The sequence below is a fragment of the Ningiella algicola genome (assembly GCF_028401415.2).
In the GTDB taxonomy this organism is placed as follows: Bacteria; Pseudomonadota; Gammaproteobacteria; order Enterobacterales; family Alteromonadaceae; genus Glaciecola.
In genome coordinates this window covers 3,118,746-3,144,023 of the sequence record NZ_CP171821.2, presented here as the reverse complement: position 1 = coordinate 3,144,023, position 25,278 = coordinate 3,118,746, and the positions used below count along the sequence as shown (strand labels likewise).

The window sequence follows — 25,278 nt, the reverse complement described above, 5'->3', positions numbered from 1 at the left end:
TTGATGGTATGCATTTTTAAAGGATACAAAAAATGAACACTCTGACAAAATCACTCTGTGTAGTTGGATTTATCGCAAGCGCTAGCGTGTTGTTAGGTGCCTGCAGTATCGAGCCCAAATCTGTTTCAAGTAAGGATGAAACAGTACTGGCAAATATGAATACTGATGAGCAGTCTAAGCGCCCAAATATTGTCTTCATTATGACCGACGATCATGCTTATCAAGCCATCAGCGCCTATGGCTCAAATCGTAATCAAACCCCAAACATTGACCAACTAGCAGCACAGGGCATGCGCTTTGATCGCGCCTTTGTCACTAACTCAATTTGCGCGCCTAGTAGAGCGGTGATTTTGACCGGAAAACACAGTCACCTAAACGGCGTTCGCGACAATCACCACGGCGGTTTTGATGGCAGCCAAAACACCTTCCCCAAGCTGCTGCAAGCCAATGGCTATGCAACGGCAATAGTCGGCAAGTGGCATTTAGAATCGGCACCCACGGGTTTCGACTATTGGCGAACGCTCCCTGGGCAAGGCGATTATTATATGCCTGAATTTAATACGCCGGATGGCAAAATCACCAAACAGGGTTACGTTACAGACGTCATTACCGATATGGCAATCGATTGGTTGGATAATCTACGGGACAAAGACAAGCCCTTTATGCTCATGTATCAGCATAAAGCGCCGCATCGCGAATGGATGCCTGCGCAAGAATATTTGACCGCCTACAAAGATGCACACATTGCAGAGCCTGACACCTTGTTCGACGACTACGCCACGCGAGGCAGTGCAGCAAAAGAAGCAGAAATGCGCATTTCAGATCACATGGGCTTTACCAACGATACCAAAGTGCCACCTGAGCAAGTTAAACGCATGGGGCTAGAGGATTTTGCCAAATGGTATGAGCGAGCTTACAACAATAATCTTGTACGCTTAACAGCTGAAGAACGCGCCAATTGGGACGCAGTGTATGGCCCAATTATGGAAGCGTTTGAGCAATCGAATCCTCGGGGTGATGATTTGATTCGCTGGAAGTATCAACGCTATATGCAAGACTACTTAGCATCAATAGATTCGGTTGATAAAAACGTGGGTCGCATACTCGACTACCTCGATGATAATCAGTTATCAGATAACACGATGGTGGTGTACACCTCTGATCAAGGCTTCTATTTAGGTGAACACGGCTGGTTTGATAAGCGTTTTATGTATGAGGAATCATTAAGAACGCCTCTGATAGTGCGCTGGCCGAACACAGTCAGCCCAGGCTCGATAAATAATGATTTAGTCCAAAACTTGGACTTTGCACAAACCTTTTTACAGGCAGCTGGGGTAGATGCACCGAATGATATGCAAGGCAGAAGTTTGATTCCCTTATTTGAACACGACACTCCAGCGGACTGGCGAACTGCAATTTTTTACCACTACTATGAATACCCCGGGATTCACGCGGTAAAACGTCATTACGGCATACGCACAGAGCGATATAAGCTCATTCATTTTTATCATGATGTTGATGAATGGGAGCTCTACGACTTGCAGAACGATCCGCAAGAGCTCAATAACCTGATTGGAAAGCCAGAATATGCGCAAATTGTTTCTGAGTTGGGCAGCAAGCTAGCGGCACTCAGAAGCAGCTATGGAGACTCTCCAGAGTTGGCAAAAGAACTGCTGGCACTTGATAAAGAAAGACGCCAAGCTCGCATTGATGAGCGCAGACGCCTGCGCAATCTTCAAGATAATCAACAGCTAGAGGAAATAAAGGACTTATAGGGATTTATTTCTGCTTTGGCTTTTGCAGATACAAGGCGCTTCGTGTTAACGCTTTATTGTAGTCCGATTTATATGGCGCCCAATACGCTTCATTGCCATTGGCGACTTGCCACTCAAAGGGATAAATTTCAACGCTGGTAACGCCTCTCTCAAGTGCAAATGCTAATACTTGAGGCAAGGGGCCAGTATGTCCTTGTGTATTTACGCCGGTATTCTCCCAACCTATGGGGTAAGACTGATTGGGGGTTTGAATTTCCAGCACAACGCCTTTATCTTTGTATTTCTCAAATAAATGACACCAATTGGCGTAACAACGCCCGCCGTGAAGGCCTTGCTCATATTGCAAAATGGCTCTAGCGGTCGCCCCTTGTGTACCGATGCCAAAACCATACTCTTCGACTGCCTTTTTAGCTGCAAGCGAAGCCATTTCCAAATCGGGCGCAATATCATTGAGCGTGATCACAAAGGCCTTTTTTGGCGATAATGTTCCAATAAAGTCTATCATCGCCAATACATGCGCTCGCCATATTTGCGCTGTAAAACCAGCCGCTTCCCATTCATCGCGACACGGACCATTTATGCCGTTGGCGCCATTAGCTGGATAGCTTTCGGCACCAACACCAATGCCCACACGCATGTAGTTAACCCATGGCTCATTCTCAAAGCGACGAATAAAAGCTTCTATCATAGGTTTATAGTGTTTCAAATACTCAGGGTGATAATGAATCGGCACATCCACATCGAGTGGATCGTGTTTTGGATGCCCATGCTCGTCTTCAAAGCGCAAACACCGCACCACCGGCGCGTTCTCCAGCACATATTCGGGTGTTGCACGCTCGCCATCAATGTGTTGAAAAGTCCGCTGTGCAGCGCCCCATAGAAGAAGATTTACCTTCTGTCCACGCGCTCGCCACGCTTGTGTGCTTTGGTCTACATATGACCAATCGTAAATCCGCTCCCCGCGCGCATCTAATTGACCTCTATCGATTTTAGACCAAGGAATAACAATATTTGCACCCGCGGTTCGAGGATCATTCACCACGCACTTTTGCTTAGCGTCTTGATTAACTACTCGTGGTAAATTTGCTGACGCCAAATAAATACCTGGAAAATGGCCGTTTATCTTCTGAAACCCAAAATCTTCGCGCGGCATCTCGCAGTGTAATTCGGAATTAGATTTCGCATATGCCATAGGGAGCATGATGGCACTAAATACCGTAACCATAAAAACAGAAGCGCTGACGTACATCAGCGCAAATCTTGTAAAGTAATTAACCTCAACTCGGGATAAGCGACAGCGCCAAGCAGCGCTAAAAACGCGAATTACTGCGTTGCAAAAGCGAGCAATAGAATAACTATTACGTCTCTTTTGCGCCTTGCACTTCACGTTTTTATCACTACTTGGTGACAATTTATTAAATACGTCGTTAAAACAAACATTTGCACTATCGCTTATCCCGAGTTGAGGTTAATTTTCCATTTAAATGGCCATCTAAAACGGCACGAACGCAGGATTGGTAAACCAGTACGACGCTACGGATTCATCATCCCCGGAGCTAGCAAATAAGCCCGTATTGATATTGCCGCCAGGAAATGCACCGCTTATCGAACCAATAAACGTATAGCGCTCTTCATCTGATACACGCGCGTAGGCAAGGTATTCGTTGCCATTGCGCTGAAGCCTCAAAGACACTTCATCCGCTGACGCAAAATCACTATTACTAGCAACCACTGTTGGCGTCGCTTGAGCAACGTCCCGTGCGATGAGCTGCACTCCGTTAACACTGTCAAAGCTTAGCGCAACGTACTTAACCCCAGGACCTGTACCTGAGCCACCCGCTCTGAACATCAAACCACCGCTGGCATTCGCGCCAGAATTTAGCTTGTGTATTCTCGACAGTAAAAGACCATTGCTACTAACAGTTTCTCTTAAAAAGCCAGCGCTTTGCTGCGAAATATCCACACCCTTTCCTGAACCGACTAAACGAATATAGTTTCCACCATTTTCAAAAACTGACGCACTGCTGATATTGCCTGCGCCCACTTTGGATTGCTCAGCACTAATGGCTAATCGTGAGTCTGAATATTCGCTGCCGCTTGCGGCTTTTACATCTATTTGTGCGCCGTTCACAACAAGTTTGTGCGTTGCCGCACCAGCGGACAATTCACTCACAACATAGGTTTCTGATCTTGCAGCCAACACTAGGTTTTGATTGAACTCGCTTGCGCCAACAGCCTCTAACACCGCATTAATATCTTCGTTGTTGGTATTTCTAATTCGAAAAACGGTAGCAATGCTTTCTCCATCGTCGTTAAACACTCGGCCAAAGGAAGTTAAACGCAAACCGGTGCCGCGTGCGCCGCTATCTGAGCGCCGGTAACTTTGGGTGAAAATCCCGTTTTCCAGCACAAGCTCGTCCAATCGGGCATAGCCAAAAGGTGGCGTTATTGGGTCAACTTCGGGCGCTATATCTCCCCCTTCACTTTGCGCATTTTCTACAGCCCCTTCTATTATCCGGTCGAACGTGGCGTCGTAGATTTCGTTAAAGTCATCATAAAAAAGATTACCTGTCGAATCGTTCGCAATTCTAAATTCTGCTGGATATAGCTCAAAGCTTGTTACGCCTCGAGCAATGAGGAACTCAGCCAATGAATCTAAAGGACCGGTATTGGTGAAACCCGGGCCGCTGCCATCATCAGGTGATAAGCCCAAGGGACCTGACGCATTTGGCGTTTGTATCTCCAGTATGGCAATTCGTGGGTCAGCTTTTGCTTGCTCAAAGATATTACACCAATCTGCCGTACACGCAGACGTATTTCCTAGCTCGAAGGCTCGACGATGTCGGTCGGTCGGGCCTTGAGTACCAATACCTAGATGACGAGTTCGAGCCGCTTCAAATGCTGCTTGGGGCGCACTGAGTCCATCTGTAGTGCCATCGAAGTCGTTAAGCGACACCACAATGGGGGCATTATCTATTGCGCTAGATGTACGCAAATCGGGATCGTCTACATTGAGCGTTTGATAACTGGCACTTTCGTTTTGAAGTTCGCCGAAAAACCTCACCATAATCTCCACATGATTGCGCCATGCATTGGGCCCGCCGCCAACTTGGGACCACTCATCGCGACATGCGCCATTTGTTTGAATACTTGCGTTAATGGGGTAATTTTCAGAGCCAACGCCTGCGCCAAAACGTACATAATTGATCCGTTCATCGTCTTTATATCGATTATAAATTGCACGCAGCGCATTTCTGAATTGATTGCGCACAACGCCGTTGTTGTGCACCGCAATGGTAGGAAATGCCTCGCGCGGCCCATCTTCACCATCTGGATCGCATGTTACCGTTGGCACGCCTAAATCAAACAGCCATTGAGGCGTCATAGACTCGCTATTATCTTCACCAAACTGCTGCAGAGTTTGCTGAGCCGATGACCAAACAAGTAAGTTCACTTTCTTGTTGTAAGGCGCATTGGCCCATAAATTAATTTGCTCTTCTACCCATGTGTAGTCGTAGCGAGGGATGCCTGCCGGGCGATCAGGACCACGATCAAATTTCGCCCAAGGTACAATAATGTTACCACCGTAGACGCGCGCATCAGACCAAGTACAGCTTTGAACTACTGCTCGGCGCGGCTCACCTTCTGGCGGTAAATTAGCGGGTAGATTGGAGGAAGCGACGTAAATACCAGGAAAATGTCCATCTACCCCAATTGGTTCCGGCGCCTCGCTCTGTGGCTCACATGTCGCCTGTGAGAGTACCGAAAAAGAAAATAATCCTAGTAAAATCAATAAGCTTATTTTAACAGTTCGCATTATTTAACCCTTGAGTTTGTCTTCGCAGACTAAAAATGTAATCGGTAACATTTTCCATTTCAAGTGTTTTTAACGAATTTTTTACAAGTAACTGAAATTTATAGCTGTTTAAATTTTGTTCAGCTCCAAATCAGATTGAATAGGTCTGACAACGTTTTGTCCAGCCAGCAAGCCAAGCTTGTTCTATCTCTTGTTGGGGGGAGTTCTTAATTCTTCTTGAAAGCACGTCAATGCAGGCTTGAGTAAAGGCTTGATGGAGGTTATAGCGCTCAGTGTTCATGCTGCTGAGTACTTGCAATAATCCCCAGCCTTCGCCTTTGTATCGCTCTGTTTCAGATATGCCCTCACCCTTAAAATTAACATAATCAATTAACGCATATAAGCCTTTCGCGGTAGTCGATAAATCATTAAACCTTGATCTTATTACTTGTTTTTGCGCTTCATCATTAAGCTCTGCGAGCATCTGCGGCAAGGCAGCCCGCTGGCGATTGAGGATAAACTCAAGCTGGAGTGAAAAGGTGTTTTCCACGAGATGACGAAGCTCAATGTATTGCGCTTCGTTTTGCGCTGCCAGAAACTGCGCTTTAGTTTGCCAAGGACAATCTTTGACGTTGTTCAACCACTCTGGAAGCGCCACACCATTTTGCTCAAGAAAGTGAAGTAAGTCCGGAAACGTCTCGGTGAATGGGCTATTTAAGCCTTCTGGAAACCAAATGAAATGACCAATTCCAAGGGATAGAAACTGTTCACCTTCGTTCCAAGCAATCAAAAACTCTGCTTTTCCGCCTGTCTCATTTAAGTATATTTGGTGTGCTATATCTTGTTTTTGTGCTTCGCTTAGCCCAATAGAGAAGGCTTGTCCCAAAGGAAGGATGAATAAAAACATCAGTGCGGATATAAGCATCAATAATCGAAAGTAAGTATTTGACACAGGCAAAATACCGAGAAAAAGAGAAAAGCCAATGTTGAAATACTAACATTCTGAAGTGGATATACCTATGATTGGTTCACTTGTGTTTTGGTTATTTAGGTAATGAACACTGCATCTGTCGTTGACGCTATATCCTCGTAACCAGAATTTTGATCCTAATCCGGTTTTTACATCAATTACAAACGAAAAAAGCCGCCTCAAATGAGGCGGCCGAAAAGGAAGAAGAGTTAACTATCTTGCCTAAGTGGCTCAATGGTTAGTTCGACTCGCCTGTTTTGCTCTCTACCCTGCGCAGTTTGATTAGAAGCGATAGGTGAATCTTCACCTTGCCCCTGAATAAGGGTTCGACGATTGTCTACACCGTTATTGTTTAAAAACACATTGACACTTTGTGCGCGCTCAATGGACAAATTCCGATTGTATTGTTCGCTGCCGGTGCTGTCGGTATGGCCTATGATTTTCAGTGTGGTCTTGTCATATTGCTGTATCACTTTCGAGACATCACTTAAGATTGGGTAAAACGAAGGGTCCAGCTCAGCTTTGTCAGTATCGAAGGTGATGCTGGCGGGCATCACCAACTTTAGATTGTCGCCTTCACGATACACATCTACGCCGGTTCCGGAGAGCTCTTCACGCATTTGTTGCTCTTGCTGGTCCATGTAATTACCCACAGCAGCGCCCGCTAACCCGCCAACAATTCCGCCCCATAAATAACGATTTTTATCGTTGTCACCTGTGCCTTTTCCAACAAGTGCACCTACCACCGTACCTATCGCTGCGCCTTTTTGCGTATTTGAATATTGCTGGTTAGCGCACGCAGAAATGAATAAGGTAGATATCATCAACAAACCAAGCATTTTCTTCACGTTTTTCTCCTGTCATCTCAAAAATTTTCACCCAGTAATATGAGATAACAGTTCAAGAACCGTTCCAAGATATGAAAAGCTAAGAAAAGTGTATCAATTGACCTAGATGCTTCTGACAGAGTCACGTCTCACAATAGTGGGATTGTATTTGAATGAGGCCTCTGGATTGGGTGTTTCGCCGCGCCCATATGCCACCGCAAGTTCACTGGCTTTACTCGCCATTATTTCGATAGGGTAGCGCAAGGTAGTTAATTTTGGGCGACAGTACTTGGCAAGCAAGATGTCGTCGTAACCGATGACCGATACGTCGCCGGGTACACTTATCCCATGATCGAGCAATGTGGTGATCGCGCCTGAAGCCATCGCGTCGTTGTACGCTAAAATCGCGGTAAAATCGGCACCTCGGGCGAGTAAGTTTTGTACCGCTTGTTCACCTCCTTCTGGATTGGGTTGTCCGCACTCGATATTAGTTTCTTGTAAGCTTACTCCAGCTTCATTTAAAGCTTGGCGGATCCCTTTACTTCGATCAACAGGATCGTCAATTGAAAAGTCGCTTGAGATAAAAGCAAATTTCCGGTGACCTTGGCGAAGCATATACTCTGCCATTAGCTTCCCACCCGCCACATTGTCTAACCAAACACAGCGATTTGAAATAACAGGAATATGCCGATTGATTAACACCAAACCGGGAATGCTTTGCGCTAGGTTTAGTAAGTAGCTATCAGAGAGCGTCTTGCTATGCACCACCATTGAGTCACAGCGATGTTCTAATAAGGTTTCGATGGCCTTTTGCTCTGCTTCTAAACCGACGGAACTGCTGCTGATAAGCAATTGAGAGTTGTTCTTACGCGCTACCAAGTCTACCCCATGGGCGAGCGCGGCAAAAAATGGTTCATATAAGTCAGCTAACACAACGCCTATTTCGTTTCTGCGATTAGTTGCTAAGGCACGCGCACTGGCATTTGGTCGATAATTCAACTCTTCAATGATGCGTTGCACGCGTTCACGTGTAGCGTTTCCCACTTTTGGGCCTTTATTTAGGACTCTTGATACCGTTGCTTGGGAAACACCCGCTGCATCGGCAATCTCTTTCATAGTTGCCATGAACCTTTACCTTTCATCAAGCTAATGGGTATTGTTATAGCACTTAGCTTATTGATGCAATTGCTGTTTTCATTACCTAAATGACAGTATTTATATCTTGCCTGTAAAATGACCATTAGGGAATACCCTTTCCTTTTGGTGCAGCTTTCCTTCCGATTCATAAAATGAATCATCTTCACATTCGTTGAACAAAAATCGTAATTAATTTAGGCATTAACAAGTGTGGCGCGTAATAGACAAGATAACCATGGATTTATAAATTTAATGTTAAAAAAAAGTAATCAAGGTGTTTGACCGATAAAGGGAAAGCGTATACCCTATTATGAAATTTCATATTTATAGCCGCTGATTCGCCAAGTATCCAGGAGTGCCATATGCCTCATTCACACGAACTAAGTGCTAACGACAATGCAGTAGCGCTATTGAAATACAAAATCGCTGAATCAATGCCCCAGCGTTTCAATGCAAAAGACCACTGTAGTTCGCAATCCTATCTGGTTGACTTGTCTCATCAGCAACGAATGAAGCTGATTAAGGCTTGGTCTTGTGCCAAATTAGCTTTTTCTCAACATGGACACGACGCTAAAAAGGATGCCGTAGAGTTTCACTATTCTAGCTCTCAGCAAACCCCGCCTGCTCATGCTTTAGCACCGTCACCTGTGCTTGAGAATAAAGATTGGCAAGTCATCGTTCCCGCCACCTCACTTAGCGAGTTTGAAACAGTTATTGCGCCAAAGCAGCCCACAAATTTGCTCAATAATCTTAGCCGCAAGCAACAAGCCTCGCTTGAACAAATACTGGTCAAACTGGCAACGCGCTACGACAATCTGTTCATGAGTGCATTAGGCTGTAGGTTAGTTTGGACAAAGGATGAAACCACCCCAAGTATATTTGCTCGCTATCAGCCTAAAGGTTTAACAGCACTAAAAGGCGTCTGCCTAACACATGAACAGTTCATGCAGCATATCGCAAATTTGTCGGATATCCATTTTAAGGACGTGCTTTACGCATAAATACGTAGTCAAAGCTAATAGAAATGATTTATGCTATTTGTCATATAAGTAGCAAAAGTTCTGTACCTATTATGTACCAAAGTCCTCAACTCAATATTACGCAAAATCTCACGCACACGCTTGGTGTCGCAATAGTGCGAGGGGACTTCACGGTATCCTTACCCTCAGAAGCTGATTTATGCGAGCGTTACAGTGTCAGTCGAAGTGCAACGCGTGAAGCTGTTAAGATGCTTTCGGCGAAAGGCCTAATTCGGTCTCGACCCAAGCAGGGCATAAGAATTCAAGAAGAGCGTCATTGGAATATGTTCGACACTGACGTGCTGAAATGGACCTTGGTCAGCAAACCGACCTTAGGCTTGTTACGTGAATTTTTTGAAATGCGCATTGTTACCGATGCGCAAGCAGCGAGTTTGGCGGCAAAGCATGCAAGTGATGAAGATCTCACAAGCATAGAGCATGCGGTGCAGCGTATGCGCGATGCAGATGTTGGGCTTGACGACACATTAGAAGCCGACATTGCGTTTTTCACTGCGATATTCGAAGCGACTCACAATCGATTTTTTTTACAGCTAATTGAATTTGTTAGCACCGCGCTGAGAGTATCTCAGCGCTACACCAGCAGGATGCATGGTATTAAGCTAAACAATGTTGCCATTTACGAAGCCATACTGGATGCAATTGTGCAAGGAAATTCAATGGCTGCATATTCGCTGGTTAAAACGATGTTGGATGACATGACCAAAGCAGTGCTCGTAGAATAACTAGCGATATGTTGCCAGCGTCTGCTTTTTTGTTATCCGTTCCACTCATCTACAATAATTGAAAAGGATACGCAATGATGCTGAAGCCCGTTTTTACCTTGTTCAAGCTAATCACGCTTTTCGCCATGTTAATAGGCATTTCACACGCTCACTCACATAAGGCGCAAGCACTTTATCAAGACCTTCCACATGAAGTATTACCTGATTTAAGTATTGAAGGTGAGTTGCCCATTGGTGTAGCAACTCATTCAATTACAAATGAAAACTATCGCAATCCACTGACAGGTGAGCTTGCGCCTCGTAATTTAACGGTAGAAGTCTGGTATCCTGTACAGAGCAAGGGTGAGAACGTCACCTTTTATGAAGATGTTACACGCAACAAAAATGCCTTTAAGATTCAAGCTACGGCCTATCGTGATCTTCCCATTATAAAAAGCGAAGCTGGCAAGTATCCGGTGGTAGTGCTATCGCACGGCTATACCGGTTATCGCAGCATTATGTTTTACATGGGTGAGCATTTAGCGTCTCATGGCTATGTGGTTATTAGCATTGACCATACTGATTCCACCAATAAAGACGTGGATTTTGAAAAGGATGCAGGTTCAGGCTTTTTAAGTACGCTACTTAACCGTTCACGAGACCAGCAATTTGCCTTGGATTGGGTCAAAAACGCATCGGCATATGCTGATCACGTTTCCCAAAGTCATGCTGGCGTAATTGGCTATTCAATGGGAGGCTACGGCGTAGTCAGCACCATCGGTGGATGTTATGATTTTTCGGCGCAAAACATCACCGCCATCTCAGGGGTGACCGATGAAGCAGTGATTGCTGGCATGCAAGGCGCAATTAATACTTGCTCTGCTGGCCGGTCAGAAACCGACTCAAGTTGGAAAGCATCTGTACTCCTTGCTCCATGGGGCGGCGCATTACCCGTATTTTCGCCAGAGTCGATGCACAAAATTTCAGTACCCTCCTTATATATTGCGGGTGATTTAGATGATATTTCGAGCTACCAAGGTATTCGATGGATGTACGAACAACATCAATCAGCTGACACATTTTTACTCACTTATGAAAACGCCCGTCATAACATTGCGCCGCACCCTGCTCCAAAAGAGGCGCTATCAAACGAGTTCGACTTAGGTCACTACCGCGATCCAGTCTGGGATGTTGAAACCTTTAATATTATGAACAAGCATTTTTCGCTTGCGATGATGGATTGCTACTTAAAAGAGCTGCAAGCGCAGTGCGAATATCTTGCAATTAGCGGCACACCAAATCAAGAAGTTGTTGACGGTGAGAAGCAAGAAATATGGAAAGGCTTTGATGACCGCTATGCCACCGGCATGATCTTCGAAAGCAAAAAGTCTAACGACGACTAACTAAGAACCGACAGAATTGATTCGGGCCTGCGCAGATAGGCCGCGCGCAGGCTCGCATATCAATATATCTGCACTTAGCCCAAATTGCTTGTGATATTGATTCTGAACTGCCTCAATTACACTATTTACGTCGCGCTCATCACATAAACATACCACTGCACCACCAAAGCCACCGCCCGTTTGCCGACATGCGCCATTTCCATTGAGCGCAGTCATTACAATGTCAACTATTCCATCAGTTGCATCCACGGTGATTTCAAAATCATTTTTTAAGGAGAGATGAGCTTCGTACATGAGAGTGAAAAACCGCTTTACGTCGTTACTCTCTAATGCGTCGGCAGCGTCCAAAACGCGCAGGTTTTCAGTAATAACGTGTTTAGCTCTTCTAAAATCTTCTTCAGATACAACGCCAGCTATTCGCCGTAAATCAGCCATTGAGGCTTCACGTAGCGTTTTTAGACCTAAGGTTGATGCAACGCGCTCACACGCATCTCGTCGTTGATTGTATTCGCTGTCGGCAAGTTTACGCGGGTAGTTTGAATTGATCACCAGTAACGCTAAATGTTCGGGTATATGCACAGCTTGGGTCGATAAGTCTTTACAATCAATCAGTAATGCCGAATGTGCTTGAGCGTCAGCGGAAATCAGCTGATCCATAATGCCACACTGACAATCAATAAAGTTGTTTTCTGCCAGTTGACCCAGCCGCGCGATTTGTTTATTTGAAAGCTGTAAACCGTAGGCGAAATTAAACAAACCGATAATTGCCACCTCCAGCGCAGCGGAGCTAGATAAACCGCTGCCTTGGGGCACATCGCTGGTAATGACTAAATCCATTCCGCGTAAATCACTGCCCAAATTGAGTAACTCAATCAACACGCCTCGAAGATAATCACCCCATGCCCATTCACTGTGTTCGATTGGCTTTGTTAGATCAAAAGACTCGGATTGATCTGGGTATTGTAGTGAGTAAGCATTCACTATAGTGTCTTCTCTTTTGCTACCAACCACCTCGGTTTTGTAGTGGAGCGCACATGGTAAAACAAAGCCTTCGTTGTAGTCAGTATGTTCGCCAATGATATTCACACGCCCTGGCGCACTACTTTCAAATTCCGGGTGGCTTTTGAATTTTTGCGTAAAAAATGAAACTAAATCCGCATCAATCATGTTCCCGCCTTATTCGCCACATTTTGAAATGCTAGTATTGTCAAGATAGTGTTGTTCAGGACAGTCTCTGAGTATTTGCGCAGCCAACTCCGGCGTTAAGTCTCGCTGGCTTTCGCCTAGCATCTCATAGCCCACCATATGCTTTTTCACACTTGCACTGCGTAACAGAGGTGGGTAAAAATGCGCGTGCATAACCCAATGGGATAGTTGCGTACGTTGCGATGGCGCATTGTGCCATCCCATAGAATATGGAAAACTGCATTTGAATAAATTGTCATACTTGCTGGTTAACTGTTTAATGGTTTTAGCCAATGCAAGCGTGGAGGCGCTCGTGAGATGCGTGAAATCGGGTGCATTGTCGAGACTGATCAGCATGGTTTCAAAAGGCCACTTAGCCCAATACGGCACGACAACCAGCCAATGCGCATTTTGCAATACCACCCGTTTCGCGTTCAGCGCTTCTCGAGCAGCGTAGTCGCTGAGCATGGCCGACCCGTGTTTCTTGAAATAATTAGCCTGCGCCCTATCTTCTTTTTCGACTTCCGTTGAAAGGTGCTCATGCGCCCAGATTTGACCATGAGGATGGGGCTGGGAGCAGCCCATGATTTCACCTTTGTTTTCGAATATTTGCACGCAGCAGTATCGCTGACTAAGCTCTTTGTATTGGGCACACCACGTTTTGACCACTGCATGCAACGCGTCTTCAGACATGCGGGGCAAACTGCGATTATGTGTGGGTGAAAAGCACATCACCCTTGCCTCACCCACAGCGGATTCTTGGATAAATAAGTCGTTGTGATTGCTGACATCGCTTCGAGTTTGCGCAAGCGCCGCAAAGTCGTTATTAAACACGAAAGTCGTTTCAAAATGCGGATTCACAGCACCGTTTGCACGTTGATTGCCAGGGCAAAGTGGACAATTTGCATCATGCTGAGCCAGGTCATCGTTCTGTATTGCTTCTGTCGCCCCATGCCACGGTCGATTGTTACGCTGCGGCGATACCAGCACCCATTCGTCGGTTAAGGGGTTTTTACGTCTAAATGAACTCGCTGTATTGTCCATTTAAGCGTTTGCCTCAATTGAACTGTTTGCCCAAGAGAAACTTGCGCGCTGTTTAAAGACCACGCGATTAATTAACAAGGCAACGCTTACGCTAGAAATTAAGGTAATAAACATCAAGTGGATGTAATGCAAATCGAAAGGGGCATGCATAGGAGAGAATTCGAAAGACATTGCACCGTAAAGCAACACTCCAAAGAGTACTGCAAAGATACCCGCATTTGCATTAACGTTTTTAAAGGCCAAACCAACGATAAAAATCGAGAGAATGGGCATGCTCAATAAACCATAAAGCTGCTGCAGTAAATTTATGATGCTGTCGGCCTGCGCATAAATAGGCACTAACATGAGTGAAACTGCGGTTAAGCCTAGCGTTACCCAAGCGCCTAAAACCGGTACGTTAGGCGATTTGTTAATATACGATTCGTGAACATCGCAGACGTAAAGAGCAGTCGCTGAGTTTAAATTACTATTGTAAGTGGTCAGTACCGCGGCCGCCATGGCCGCCGCAAAAACGCCTGAGAGCCAAGCAGGAAGGACATCCCCAACAATACGACCATAAGCGGTATCACCTATGTCGCCATACAGTTTATAAGAGATAATACCTGGCACAACAATGATTGCAGGGACGATGATCAATCGAATAATAGCCGCAGCATACACGCCTTTTTGGGCTTCTTTGATGCTCGGTGCAGCCATGGCTCGCTGCGTGATCACTTGGTTTGTACCCCAATAAAACATCTGGATAAAAATCATGCCCGTTAATAAGGTGTGCCAAGGAATGGGGGAATCATTATCACCAATGAGGGTCAGACGCTCTGCTGGAATACCTGAGAAATCATAGTCAATGGCTGCAAGCGCCAGCAACACAATGATGATCGCCATGCCAAGCAATAACACGCCCGAATAGGTATCGCTAACCGCAACGGCTCGCAAACCGCCAAAAATTGCGTACATAGCGCCCACCGCAGCGAAGACACTGGCGATATACATCAGCGGAATATCTACATTGAACATACTTTGCATAAACAGCGCACCCGAATAGATAACCGCCGGGCAAAAAATTAGTGCGCTGCCTAAAAAGAACATCATGCTTATAACCGCGCGAATATTCTTGTCTTGGTATCGTCTTTCAAGGAGCTCAGTAGTCGTAGTGCACTTGTATTTGTAATAAACAGGCAAAAACACTTTCGCTAAAATGATCAAACCCACCACCGCTGAAAACTCCCAAAGCGCCAGTAAAGCCATTTGATTGCCATTCATCCCGACCAACTGATCGGTGCTTAAATTCGTGAGCGTGATTGAACCTGCGACAAAATACCAAGCTAAGCCGCCACCGGCCAAAAAATACTCTTTGGTTTGGTTGGCCGCTCTATGCCCTTTTCCTCGGCAGTGCAGATAGGTCACCAACGCTATTGCAAGGGAAACGCCAACAAAAACAGAAATTTGCAAAACATGTTCGTTCATAAATCATCCTTTGATGCTACGCGCATGTTTAAACTGGTAATTTTTTCAGGCATACATTGATTATGCAGCCGAAGCATACGATTTAGTTGCGTGATAGAAGCAAGCATGGTGTAGATTGGCGCAAAGTACTGCTGTTTGAAAAATGAGGCAATGGTCGACTCATCCAGCGCAGCCAGTTGCTCTTCTTCAATTGTATATAACCCTTTGATGCGTTTGCTGCGAGAAGAATCAAATTGCATTATCACTTCAATTTCTTTTAACAGCTTGTTATCAAGCAGTGTTTTAATGAAGGCTTGAGAAGCCAACTCTGCATTGTAAAAATGCACAAGTTCTTGTTTCACACTTTTAAGGAAGGCTGTTTCTTCACCTTGTTCGTCAAAAAGCGCCTGGCCGTGCTCAGTGCTTAGGGCTGAACTGTTTTCGTCTACATACACCGTCAGGGACTTGTCTGCATTTGGATCAAGGCCAAGGGAAAAGGGCACTCGCCTTATCACTTTTGGAACGTAAATGCCCTCCCACTGAGTATTGTCTGTGGCGCAATAAACGTTATTGCCCGCTTCAAACCCCGTTAATGCGCAGCTATGAAACTCTCCCGTATTGCCATTTTTGATAAACACAAGCGGAAACGAACTTGCTGCATGCGCAAACTCATCAATAGTAATGGAAAGTAAATTTTCATCGCTAAAATCAGCAAAGTCTTCACGCTGAGCGACTTTCGTTGCTTTGTGCGCCTCACTACTTAACAGTACTGGAGAAGGTCGAGCTTGCTTGCGGTTGTCATTCATTGTGGATTCGGGTCCCTTACATCGGTTTGACAGGCCTTATACTTTTGCAAAACCGCGCTCGGCAACTTGCTTAATCAAGTCACGGTGTCGAGGCAAGCGATAGGCCAGTTGCTGCATTTGTTGCTGTTTCATTTTCAAAAGTTGCTCTACTCGCGTTTTATCTTCGTATAAATGAGAGAGCAATGAAGTGTCGGTTTTAAAGCCTGCTCCGTAAAGCACATATTGGTAGCTCGCGGCTGTAAAAGCCTCATAATCTTGCATAAAGTCATACTCGCTCGGCGTGCGATACTGCCACAATGCCAAGCGCTCTTTTAAAGACGCTGGAATGCTATCTGGGTCTTGGTTTGCCTGCCAAAAGGGCTCATCTCGTTGACTTAACACGTAATGCAACTTTAAAAAGTCAATCACGCCGCGCCATTTGGCATGAAACACCTGATTAAATCTTTTAGCCAGGGGAGCCATTTCATGACTGTTTAAGGGCAGTTGGTCGCTGATAAAGTTCGCGGATGTTTCAACCAACATCAATGCAGATGCCTCCAAGGGCTCTAAAAATCCAGAGGCTAGTCCAACCGCAACGCAGTTATTTTTCCAAAATATTTCTCGATGACCAGATTTAAATTGGATCTTACGGATAGGCAGGTCGTTTGCTTTTGCCCCAACATAACGACGCAAGGTCTCGTTTGCGCGCTGCTCATCACAAAACTGACTTGAGTATACGTATCCAACCCCTCGGCGATGCTGCAAGCCAATATCCCAAATCCAACCCGCTTCTTGTGCCGTTGAAATGGTCTGACAGGCAATGGGGTCATCTGGACTATCATAGGGGACCTGTATCGCAAGTGCGGTATCTGAAAGCAGCACATCTTGTTTGCTGACAAACGGCACCTTCAAGGTCTCGCCCAGTAGTAAGGCTCTAAAGCCACTACAATCAACAAAAAACTGCCCTTCTATTTTGCCTTGGCTATCGGTGCAGACCGAAGCAATATTGCCTAGCGAATCTTGCTCAACGGACTTTACATTTGCGAGGATGTGGCGCACGCCCAGCTGGCTAACGCTGTGTTTTTTCAAAAGCTCCGAGAATTTTCCCGCATCTAAATGATAACCATAGTTGGCTACCGTTTCGTATTCTTTATTGGCGATACTTTTAGGCGCAATTCCTTCTTTACACAGTACAGATTGAAAGCTCACTGCATCGCAAAAAGTTGGCTGCTGAGACTGCATGTCGTGCCAATACGCTGCCATGTCTAGCTTGCCGTAGCCAATTGGTTGGGTAAAAGGATGGTAATACTCTTCGTTCTCTTTATGCGTCCAATTCACAAAACGGCTTGCTTGCTTAAAGGTCGCCGAACATGTGGCAATAAACTCACTCTCTGAAATGCCGATTTTTTGTAAGGTGGTGCGCATGGACGGCCAAGTGCCTTCACCTACGCCAACAGTAGGTATATCGGGTGACTCAACCAAGGTCACGCTAATGGAAGGGCTGTGCTTTTTAGCCAACAATGCGGCTACTAACCAACCGGCAGTGCCGCCGCCAACGATTACCACATCACGTGTAACTTGCGACACGCTTTCTCTCCACGTCAAGAATTAAGGGGCACACGGCCCCTAGATTAGAATGAACCGCGCAAACCAATAGCGTAGCGGGAACCTGTACGAACTTGCTCAGTGAAGTGGCTACGAATACGGCCATATTTGTCTGTATACTCGTCTGTAAGATTAATGCCTTCAAAGTATACACCTAAGTGCTCATTGATATCATAGCTTGCACTGACATCCCATTGACCATAGGTATCTACAAACTCAGGCTCACCTGTGTCTCCGTTGCTTAGGGTTTGCAAGAAGGCCTCACGGTTGTTATACGCCAACCGCGCTTGGAAGCCATGATTTTCATAAAACAGTATAAAGTTTTGTGAATCACCCAGTCCTTCAAGGGCGAAGGTTTGAGCAGTAGAACCGGTATCTATTTCAGCATCGCTATTCACAATAGTCGCATTGATCTGCACACCAAACCCACTTTCGTGCGTGTGCGTCCATGCAAGTTCTAACCCGTCAACATTAGCCGTTTCGCCATTTCTTGGACGGTTAACATCAAATACAAATACGCCGCTTTGCAGTGAAAACTCCTCTTCAGCAGTGATATTAGTGATAAATCCGTCCACTTCTTTGCTGAAAAGTCCAATTGAAACGGCGCTCGCGTCGCCGTAATACCACTCGTAAGACACGTCCCAGTTAGTCGATACAAAGGGATCTAAATTTGGGTTACCACCACTTGCTAAGAGAATATCAGGCCGCGTGGTGCCGATATTGGTTACCGGTCTCATGCTCGACATAGTTGGGCGAGTCAAGGTCTCGGAATAGGCGAAACGCAACAGCATGTCTTCTTGGATTTCAAACTTAGCGTTTAAGCTAGGCAAAAGATTGGTATAAGTGTTTTCAATCGAAATCGGCGATAAGACGCGTTGGCCGCTGGCATCCTCGATGTACACTTGATCTAAAATAGTGCCGTCCGTTGGATTATCCTGAATATCAATCAGAGTATCCTGCAAACCTGACGCGGTTGAGGTTGTTTCGCTATAGCGGAAGCCGACATTTACCGTCCACGGTACATCTCCTAAATCGCCTTGGAACACAAAGTCGGCATATGCAGCAATGATTTCTTCATCAATCACAAAGCTAGTGCCAAGCTCTACGGGCGTATAGCCATTAAGCGCTGCAAATGCGGCAATATTGCCCTCAGCCGTTTCGCCTGCACCAAATGCGTTACGCACCGCAGTTTGAGCGGCAATCGCTTCTGGACTCTCTAAAAACGCGAGATACGCATCCACATCATAGCCAAAAAATGAACTGGGAATGCCTTCGAACCAATCGTTAGGCGTGATAAGCGTCGCTAGCTCATCTGGCACATCCGAACCATACCCGCAGTAGAAACAATTAGGGAATTGGGGGGACTGGAAGATACGCGCTGACTTTGTCCGATCTTGTGAATACAGTCCAAATTTGAGTCGAGTGAAGGTATCACTGTCAGGCGTGTAGGTAAAATCCGCCCGCATTTCGGTGATTTCATCTTCGCGCTCATCACCGCCTCTCTCTACATAGTGAGAGCGCAGTAGACCCGCGTCAGCAGCGGTAAATGGTCCAGAAATGCCATCACTGCTAAACCTTGGGAGTTCACCACCGCCAGTGAAGTCATACGTATACCCATTTGGATAACCCATAACAGTAAATACGCGACTTTGGTCACCGCTTAAGTCTTCTGCCGTGGACGTCGAAATATCGATATTTGCATTGAAAGCGTCAGACAAATCCCAGTCAGCGTTGAAACCAAAAGCTTGAATTTCTACGTTTCGATCAAGCCCTTGTTGCACGAAGTCGGTTGCGCCGGCACCGCCGCCATTTGGATCAATCGCGGAGTTATGATCCCAAAAAACGACCGTTTCAGTCGCCTGGTCGACTTGAAAATCTCTAAAATTACCTGGCGTAAACCAGTTGGCATAGTTACTGACTTGTGAGTCCACTTCAAATTTTGAATACAAACCATCAAATGCCAGAGTTAACTCATCAGTTGCAGCATACTGTACAACCAAGGTACCGCTAGTTCGTTTTCGCTCTTCTTGGTTTGAGGTTAAATCTAGGTTTCGAGGCACATAGACATTGAATGCTTCCTTGCCTGCACCTGTCTCTGCATTGAAATCATTTGTCGCAATGCGATCAACCCGATAGAAACCTCGAGTATCCGCTTGGTTTACTTGTGCATCACGCTCTTGTACCGATAGTGAAGCCAGCACGCCTAAGCGGTTATCTAAGAAGGTATTGCTCACAAGTCCAGAAAACTCTGGCGTATATTCTTCAGATAGGGTGTCGTAGGTACCTTGAACGCTTCCGACGGCTTTGAAGCCATCCAAATCCAGTGGTTTAGCGGTTTGTAGATTGATTACCGAGCCAATACCACCACTTTGATTTTCAGCGATAGAAGATTTATAAATATTTGCACCGGAAATCAGCTCTGCGGCTAGCGTATCAAAACTGAATTCTCGCCCCGCTCGCTCAGAGGCAATTTGTCGCCCGTTTACCGTTACCAGGTTAAACTGGGGGCCAAAGCCTCGAACGGAAACTAACTGCCCTTCCCCCGCATTTCGGTCAATTGAAACACCTGTAATCCGTTGCAACGATTCAGCGACATTTTGATCCGGGAACTTCCCTAAGTCTTCTGCCGAGATGCCATCTGAAACGACCAATGCCTCTTTTTTATCTGCAAAAGAGCGTTTAAGGCTACTAACGAGGCCGCGTACTTCAATGACTTCAAAGGTTTCTTCATCGCTGGCCTGTTGAGCAAGGCTTGGAGAAGCAATAAGTGCAGCGGTTGGTATAAGTAAGGCAGCTTTGATTGCTGTCCCAAGATAACTTCTTTTCATTAGAAGCTCCCATTGTCCTGAAAGGTTAGTGTGTACTTGCTATGTTGTGTTTTGTTAGACGTTTTTCGAATAAATCAATCTTTCACTAGCTAAGCTGTAAGCAATTAACTCATCTTCCTGCCATGCTAAGTAGTATTTATATGTCATGTCAACAAGTTGTTAACATCCAGTATAGTGTAAAAATTAAACAACTATACAGTAGCTGCAAGAAAAAACATCCAACAAATTATGAGTAACTGTTATAGCCAATGGCTTTAATATTAAATTTTATTGATTAAAAACATTGGCTTAAAAATTAGTGCGCGCTGAATGAACAAGAAAGCAATGCAGATATAAGGGGCACACTTTGCAGCACTATCAAGCAATCAGCACTAGTACTATTTATAATATAAATAAACGACAAACACAAAGTTTAGGTCTCCTTTTATGCCCGAATTCGGAAAATCATGATGTAAATATCGCTATATCATGGGGGTTGAGCTCGTGACTACCCAATACGAATTGAGCCTTCGAGAGTTCCAAAATGGTCTGTTTAGTTCCAGAGTAATTAAACAATATACTGAACTGGCCGCGTTTAGAGAGACGCACGTCCTTAGGTAGCTCAAGCGTTTGTAAACCGAGTTTACGAGAAAGATCCGCAAATAATGTTTTGAGAAAAGCGACATCACTCAAGCTTGCAATATAACTAGCCTTTTCATTACTTGCCGCCGCTGCCGAGCCGTCTTCGTACTTTGCAAGCACATTTACATCACTGGCTACCTCAAGCTCTTCACGCCAGCATACTGAGCTAAATTGCTTGCCTTGGTTGTTTTGATGTAGCAGCATCAGTGGTTCATCGCAATCTGCGCGCAAGGTCTCAACACTTAAGATCTTTACCGCTATGAGCGCTTGTAACACGCCAGGCGCTAAGTTAGGCGCAAGCGTCAGCTCTTCTGTTTTTGAGCCGCTACGGGGGCCAAATACAAAATGCGCATCACTCGCTTTTGCTCGTTGAACGAAACCATCAGGTACAATGGGAAGCGTTGGCATCACTACCAATTTATACCCGCTAAAATCTGAATCAGCTGCAATAAAATCAACGTTGAGCCCAAGTTGACGAAGCGCGCTGTAGTATTCAAATTCAACGCGCTGCTGATTGTAACTATCACCTTGGCGCTCGATTTCACACACCCATTGATTTTCGGTACTCATGACAATGGCAACTTCTGATTCAACCGGTGCTTGCAAGTCCATACCGCTTTGTAAGAGCTCGTCATTGAAACGTTCAGCCTCATACCATGCGGGCGATTTTGAGTTATCAACGCGTTTTATTCCTGCATGCATCTGCTCCTGTGCAAACGCCGCCTGTCGCCATCTAAAATAACATACGGTTTGCGCACCGTGTGCTACCGCTTCCCATGACCAAAAGCGCACCATACCCGGCAAGGGTCGTGGATTATGATGCCCCCAGTTTACTGGCCCGGGCTGCTGCTCCATGATCCAAAAAGGAGCCTTGCTTATTCCCCGTATATGATCAAACGAGCAACTAGAAAAATCAGGATGTCCGGTGCGCATATAGCGTTTAAAGTCTTCTGCATCTGCATCGGCGAAAAATAGATCGGTTCTTCCCAGTGGGTAGTTGTCATAACTGACAAAATCTAGCGCTTTTGCAAGTGCGAAATTGTCAGTTTGCGTATCGACCATAGGGATAAAATTATGCGTCACAAATTGATTCGGACAACATTCTCGGAGCACGGTGATCATGTCGTTATGATAGCGAATAACTTGATCAGAGCTAAATCGGCGGTAGGCAAGCTGATGGGATGGATGGGTTTCAGTCACCGCCAGAATAGGCAGCTCTATTTGCTCAAAATTCTGATATTCCATCGACCAGAATACCGTGCCCCACGCGCGATTAAGTGCATCAATACTTTCGTAGCGTTTCTTCAACCACTTTTGGAATGCAGCTTTAGCGTGTTCTGATCCACTGTGCGCAGTGTCATGACAAGCCAGTTCATTGTCGGTTTGCCAACCAACGACAGCCGGATGATTGGCATAGCGCTTGGCAATTTCACGGGTGATGCGCATTGATTCGCGGTGGTAGTCAGGACTTGAAAAGTCATAGTGTCTGCGTGACCCAAAACCGCGCGTTGTTCCAGTGTTGATATCCACCGGCAATATACTTGGATATTTATCGATAAGCCATTTAGGTGGCGTAGCAGTTGGCGTGCACAAAATAACGCTCAACTCGCAAGCGCTCAGCACATCTATGGCTTTATCGAGCCACTCCCAATGATAGTCCCCCTCAACCGGTTCAATCTTAGACCAGGCAAATTCAGCTAGGCGGACGTACTTCAATCCTAAACTTTGCATTTCCTTTGCATCTTGCTGCCACATTGATTCTGGCCAATGTTCCGGGTAATAGCACACACCTAGCATCATGTTCTCCTTGAAAGATAACGAATACCGTTGGCAAAGTATGCCAAGTGAATATACGCTAAAAAGTTGAAAGTTCTTTAGATGCCGCTTAATTTAGCGTATTTATATGATAAAACCAACTTGCCGATAAGTTGTAAGATCCAAAGCAAGCGTATTAAGGAAGCCAAGCATGGCAAATTATCCAGAATTTGTGCAGCTCAACGCCAGAAACTGCACCATTATCATCCGCTGTAAAAGTGCCACACCAGAAATTATTTACTACGGACAAGCGCTTAGCAATACAACGAGCCTACATATGCTGGCCCACTTAAGTACGCGTCAAGAGGCAAAGTGCGCAGTAGTGCATGAGCCACCTATCTCCTTAAGCCCTTGTTTAGGAGATGGCTTTACTGGCCACCCAGGTATCACAATAGACGATGGTGATATTGCTTGGTCAGTGAGCCCGAAACTCATTGAGGTGGAACAAAGCTCTCAACAAAGCGTCGTTTTTACATCCATAGATGCTCACCGACATATTCAAATCCGGCATCAACTTGAGCTGGATTATGAGAGCCAAGTTCTAGCTTGTTCAAGCATAATCACAAATCTAAACAGCCGCTTGGTAACAGTAGTTGATTTAGCTGCACCCACCATTGCCTTACCCGATCATATAAATAGAATAATGGCTTTTGAGGGACGCTGGTCACACGAGTTTCAAACACGAACACTCGACTTATTCCTAGGTGCCTACGTGCGAGAAAATCGCAAAGGTAAAACCTCGCATGATAATTTCCCGGGGGTCATTGTTCATGACGAACATACTCATGAATACCATGGTGAGTGCTACGGATTTCACCTTGGGTGGAGCGGCAATCATCGCACGCGGGTTGAACTGCTGCCAGAGCAGCGTACCTATGTACAAATGGGAGAATTGTTAGGCAGCGGTGAAGTAAAACTGAGCCTAAACGAACGCTATGCGAGCCCCACGCTTTACGTCAGTTATTCTTCCTCTGGACTAACACCCCTGTCACAGCAATTTCATCAATTTGTGCGTCAACATTTGTTGGATAGCCGCTTTCATTCAAAACCGCGTCCAGTGCATTACAACACTTGGGAGGGCATTTACTTCAATCATGACGTAGACGCCTTGAAAACCTTAGCTGACAAAGCAGCGCTGGCGGGTGCCGAGCGTTTTGTGCTTGACGACGGTTGGTTTAACGGACGTAGACACGACAAAGCAGGCTTGGGCGATTGGCAAGTCGATAATAGCGTATATCCAGATGGCTTAGGCCCGCTAATACAACATGTGGTTAGCAAAGGCATGCAGTTTGGGATCTGGTTTGAGCCCGAAATGGTTAACCCTGATAGCGAACTCTATCGCGCTCACCCTGACTGGGTGCTTTCAACACAAGGAAACGAGCAACTTAACTTTCGCCACCAGCTAGTGCTTGATCTCACTCGCAAAGAAGTACAAGAATATCTGTATGAGCAAATCGCCACCGTGCTAAATACTTATCCTGATATTAGCTATATCAAGTGGGATATGAATCGTGACATCAATCACAGTGGCGATAAGTTTGGGGTGAGTGCGGTTCACAAGCAAACCCAGCAAGTCTACGCCTTAATCGCGCGAATTAAACGTGCGCATCCTAATGTTGAAATTGAAAGCTGTTCTTCAGGCGGCGCGCGCATCGACTTTGGCATTCTGCAACATACTGATAGAGTGTGGACCTCAGATTCAAATGATGCGCTTGACCGTTTAAGTATTCAGCGCGGCTACTCTTTCTTTTTGCCCAGCAATTTAATGGGCTCACATGTGGGTCCTCGCGACTGTCATATCACCGGTAGACATATCAAGATTGAAACGCGAATCGCCGTTGCCATGTTTGGCCATATGGGCATGGAAATGGATCCGAGAGAGCTCAGCGGGCACGAAATGAAAACGCTGCAACAAGGCATCGCTTTGTATAAAGAAAAACGCCATCTTATACACAGCGGCGACTACTTTAGAATCAATAATGACGATATAAGTATTAGCTTTGGTATTGTCAGCCAAGACAAAGCCGAAGGACTTTTTAGCTACAACAGTATTACTGAGACCAAGCGTACGCAGCCGAAAAAGTATAGATTCGTTGGGCTAGATGCACGTAAGACCTACCGCCTCAAGTTGATATGGCCCACTCAGCTATATGAGTATTCACCATCGATACTAAGCTTTATAAATGGGGAGTGTTTTACAGGAGAAGCGCTTATGCAGATGGGAATGCAGCTGCCGATTATCTTTCCACAGACTTCCTTAGTATTTTCGGTAAATAGCGAATGAGCGTTTGCTAAATTCGATT

The 25,278-nt window shown here is 45.6% G+C and carries 17 protein-coding genes; 5 read left to right on the top strand and 12 right to left on the bottom strand.

Annotation, left to right across the window (positions count from 1 at the left end; all coding sequences use genetic code 11):
• The first annotated feature begins 32 nt into the window (after nucleotides 1–32).
• Complete coding sequence (locus PN836_RS13630) at nucleotides 33–1,775, top strand: sulfatase (protein WP_395339151.1); 1,743 nt, start codon at nucleotides 33–35, stop codon at nucleotides 1,773–1,775.
• A gap of 4 nt (nucleotides 1,776–1,779) precedes the next feature.
• On the opposite strand, the gene PN836_RS13625 is transcribed toward PN836_RS13630, so the two are convergent.
• The 5 genes from PN836_RS13625 to PN836_RS13605 all read right to left on the bottom strand — a co-directional run bounded on the left by PN836_RS13625 (nucleotide 1,780) and on the right by PN836_RS13605 (nucleotide 8,493).
• Nucleotides 1,780–3,024 (bottom strand): hypothetical protein, encoded by a 1,245-nt coding sequence (locus tag PN836_RS13625; protein WP_395339149.1) that lies wholly within the window; start codon nucleotides 3,022–3,024, stop codon nucleotides 1,780–1,782.
• 243 nt (nucleotides 3,025–3,267) lie between these two features.
• Nucleotides 3,268–5,592 (bottom strand): hypothetical protein, encoded by a 2,325-nt coding sequence (locus PN836_RS13620; protein ID WP_395339147.1) that lies wholly within the window; start codon nucleotides 5,590–5,592, stop codon nucleotides 3,268–3,270.
• Between the two features lie 130 nt (nucleotides 5,593–5,722).
• Complete coding sequence (locus PN836_RS13615) at nucleotides 5,723–6,478, bottom strand: hypothetical protein (RefSeq protein ID WP_395339145.1); 756 nt, start codon at nucleotides 6,476–6,478, stop codon at nucleotides 5,723–5,725.
• Nucleotides 6,479–6,750: 272 nt separating this feature from the next.
• On the bottom strand, nucleotides 6,751–7,389 hold the full coding sequence (locus PN836_RS13610; protein ID WP_395339143.1) for an OmpA family protein: 639 nt from the start codon (nucleotides 7,387–7,389) through the stop codon (nucleotides 6,751–6,753).
• A 102-nt stretch (nucleotides 7,390–7,491) separates the two neighbouring features.
• Entirely contained in the window at nucleotides 7,492–8,493 is a 1,002-nt protein-coding gene (locus PN836_RS13605) for a LacI family DNA-binding transcriptional regulator (RefSeq protein WP_395339142.1), read from the bottom strand.
• Between the two features lie 374 nt (nucleotides 8,494–8,867).
• Between PN836_RS13605 and PN836_RS13600 the strand changes: the two genes are divergently transcribed.
• From PN836_RS13600 to PN836_RS13590, 3 genes are all read left to right on the top strand, one after another.
• A complete protein-coding gene (locus PN836_RS13600) occupies nucleotides 8,868–9,506 on the top strand; it encodes a hypothetical protein (protein WP_395339141.1) in 639 nt (212 codons plus the stop codon).
• Between the two features lie 71 nt (nucleotides 9,507–9,577).
• Complete coding sequence (locus tag PN836_RS13595; RefSeq protein ID WP_395339139.1) at nucleotides 9,578–10,267, top strand: FadR/GntR family transcriptional regulator; 690 nt, start codon at nucleotides 9,578–9,580, stop codon at nucleotides 10,265–10,267.
• Between the two features lie 74 nt (nucleotides 10,268–10,341).
• Nucleotides 10,342–11,649: an alpha/beta hydrolase family protein gene (locus PN836_RS13590; RefSeq protein WP_395339137.1), complete on the top strand. Its 1,308-nt coding sequence runs from the start codon at nucleotides 10,342–10,344 to the stop codon at nucleotides 11,647–11,649.
• Here the strand turns inward: PN836_RS13590 and galK are convergent, their stop codons facing one another.
• From galK to PN836_RS13555, 7 genes are all read right to left on the bottom strand, one after another.
• Nucleotides 11,650–12,816, bottom strand: a complete 1,167-nt coding sequence (galK, locus tag PN836_RS13585) for a galactokinase (RefSeq protein ID WP_395339135.1) — start codon at nucleotides 12,814–12,816, stop codon at nucleotides 11,650–11,652.
• 9 nt (nucleotides 12,817–12,825) lie between these two features.
• Nucleotides 12,826–13,878 (bottom strand): UDP-glucose--hexose-1-phosphate uridylyltransferase, encoded by a 1,053-nt coding sequence (locus PN836_RS13580; protein ID WP_395339134.1) that lies wholly within the window; start codon nucleotides 13,876–13,878, stop codon nucleotides 12,826–12,828.
• Complete coding sequence (locus PN836_RS13575; protein WP_395339132.1) at nucleotides 13,879–15,342, bottom strand: SLC5 family protein; 1,464 nt, start codon at nucleotides 15,340–15,342, stop codon at nucleotides 13,879–13,881.
• On the bottom strand, nucleotides 15,339–16,127 hold the full coding sequence (locus PN836_RS13570) for a SapC family protein (protein WP_395339130.1): 789 nt from the start codon (nucleotides 16,125–16,127) through the stop codon (nucleotides 15,339–15,341). The genes PN836_RS13575 and PN836_RS13570 overlap by 4 nt, the downstream gene beginning before the upstream one ends.
• A gap of 36 nt (nucleotides 16,128–16,163) precedes the next feature.
• A complete protein-coding gene (locus tag PN836_RS13565) occupies nucleotides 16,164–17,693 on the bottom strand; it encodes a tryptophan halogenase family protein (RefSeq protein WP_395339128.1) in 1,530 nt (509 codons plus the stop codon).
• 44 nt (nucleotides 17,694–17,737) lie between these two features.
• Nucleotides 17,738–20,539 carry a TonB-dependent receptor gene (locus tag PN836_RS13560; protein ID WP_395339126.1) on the bottom strand — a complete coding sequence of 934 codons (2,802 nt, stop codon included), beginning with the start codon at nucleotides 20,537–20,539 and terminating at the stop codon, nucleotides 17,738–17,740.
• A 444-nt stretch (nucleotides 20,540–20,983) separates the two neighbouring features.
• Nucleotides 20,984–22,960, bottom strand: a complete 1,977-nt coding sequence (locus PN836_RS13555) for a beta-galactosidase (protein WP_395339124.1) — start codon at nucleotides 22,958–22,960, stop codon at nucleotides 20,984–20,986.
• 166 nt (nucleotides 22,961–23,126) lie between these two features.
• Here PN836_RS13555 and PN836_RS13550 point away from each other — a divergent pair, with 166 nt between their 5' ends.
• Nucleotides 23,127–25,259 carry an alpha-galactosidase gene (locus tag PN836_RS13550; RefSeq protein ID WP_395339122.1) on the top strand — a complete coding sequence of 711 codons (2,133 nt, stop codon included), beginning with the start codon at nucleotides 23,127–23,129 and terminating at the stop codon, nucleotides 25,257–25,259.
• Nucleotides 25,260–25,278 lie beyond the last annotated feature (19 nt).